This is a genomic window from Nocardioides sp. CPCC 206348, assembly GCF_048654705.1.
Classification (GTDB): Bacteria; Actinomycetota; Actinomycetes; order Propionibacteriales; family Nocardioidaceae; genus Nocardioides.
Genome location: NZ_JBMCZA010000103.1, coordinates 1 through 1,257, shown reverse-complemented (window position 1 = coordinate 1,257; position 1,257 = coordinate 1). Strand labels below are relative to the sequence as shown.

The window sequence follows — 1,257 nt, the reverse complement described above, 5'->3', positions numbered from 1 at the left end:
GAGTTACGTTAATCCAGATTCAAATTTACCGGAAGTCCCAGGGGGAGTGCGATGGCGTCAATGGTCGAGGCTGCGGCCAAGCCGACGCGAGAGCTGGGCGGCATCCTGGCGATGACGCTGGACGCACTCGTCATCATGTTCACCAAGCGATTCTCGTGGCGCGAGGCGGTCCAGCAGGCGTGGTTCATCGCCCGCGTATCGCTCGTCCCGACGCTGCTGGTGATGCTGGGCTTCACGCTGCTGGTGATCTTCGAGGTCAACCTGCTGCTCAAGGACCTCGGTGCCCTTGACCTCTCCGGGGGCATCGCTGGCATCGCGTCCGTGCAGCAGATCGGACCGTTCGTCACCGTCGTCGTGGTGGCCGGCGCCGGCGGCACGGCGATGTGCGCGGACCTCGCGGCGCGCACCATCCGTGAGGAGATCGCGGCCATGCAGGTCTTGGGTATCGACCCGATCCAGCGGCTCGTCGTCCCCCGGATCGTCGCCGCCGTCCTGGTGACCCTCGTCCTCAACGTCCTGATCTGTGCGGGCGGACTGGCGGGTGGCTACTTCTTCTCGGTCTACCTCCAGGGCGTGAACCCGGGGGCTTACGTCGCGAGCATCCCGCTGTTCACCGGCATCCCCGAGCTGATGTTCTCCATGGTCAAGGCCTTCGTCTTCGGTCTCATCGCCGCGATCATCGCCTGCTACCGCGGTCTCAACGTGGCCGGTGGTTCCAAGGGCGTCGGTGACGCCGTCAATCAGGCCGTGGTCATCACCGTGGCCGTGCTCGTCCCCGTCAGCCTGACCATCAGCCTGATCCAGTTCGCCATCCTCTGAGGCCCTGATGTCTGTCCTTTCTCCCAAGCTGGAAGCCGTACGTCGCGCGCCGCTCCGGACTCTCGACGCGATCGGTGCGCACGGTCTCTTCTATGCGCGCGTGCTGACCGGGATTCCGCGCGCGCTGCGCCGTCACCCGGGTGAGATCGTCAAGCTGATCGCGGAGCTCGGCACCGGCACCGGTGCCCTCGCGCTCGTGGGTGGCTCGATCGTCATCGTCGCCTCGATCACCTTCTTCGCCGGCGCGGTCGCTGCGGCGCAGGGCTTCGAGTCGTCGTCCAGCCTGGGCGTCGGATCCCTCAGCCCGCTCCTGGCCGCGTTCTTCACGGCCCGACTCTCCACGCCGCTTCTGGCTGGCGTCGCGCTGTCCGTGACGCTCGGAGCCGCGACGACCTCGCAGCTCGGCGCGATGCGGATCAGCGAGGAGATCGACGCCAT

General features: G+C 66.7%; 2 protein-coding genes. Both read left to right on the top strand.

From position 1 onward, the window contains the following. Positions 1-51 precede the first annotated feature (51 nt). Positions 52-819 carry an MlaE family ABC transporter permease gene (locus ACOADB_RS05125; RefSeq protein ID WP_378596864.1) on the top strand — a complete coding sequence of 256 codons (768 nt, stop codon included), beginning with the start codon at positions 52-54 and terminating at the stop codon, positions 817-819. A 7-nt stretch (positions 820-826) separates the two neighbouring features. Next, positions 827-1,257 (top strand): ABC transporter permease (locus ACOADB_RS05120; RefSeq protein ID WP_378596863.1); only part of this gene is annotated, 431 nt, incomplete at its 3' end.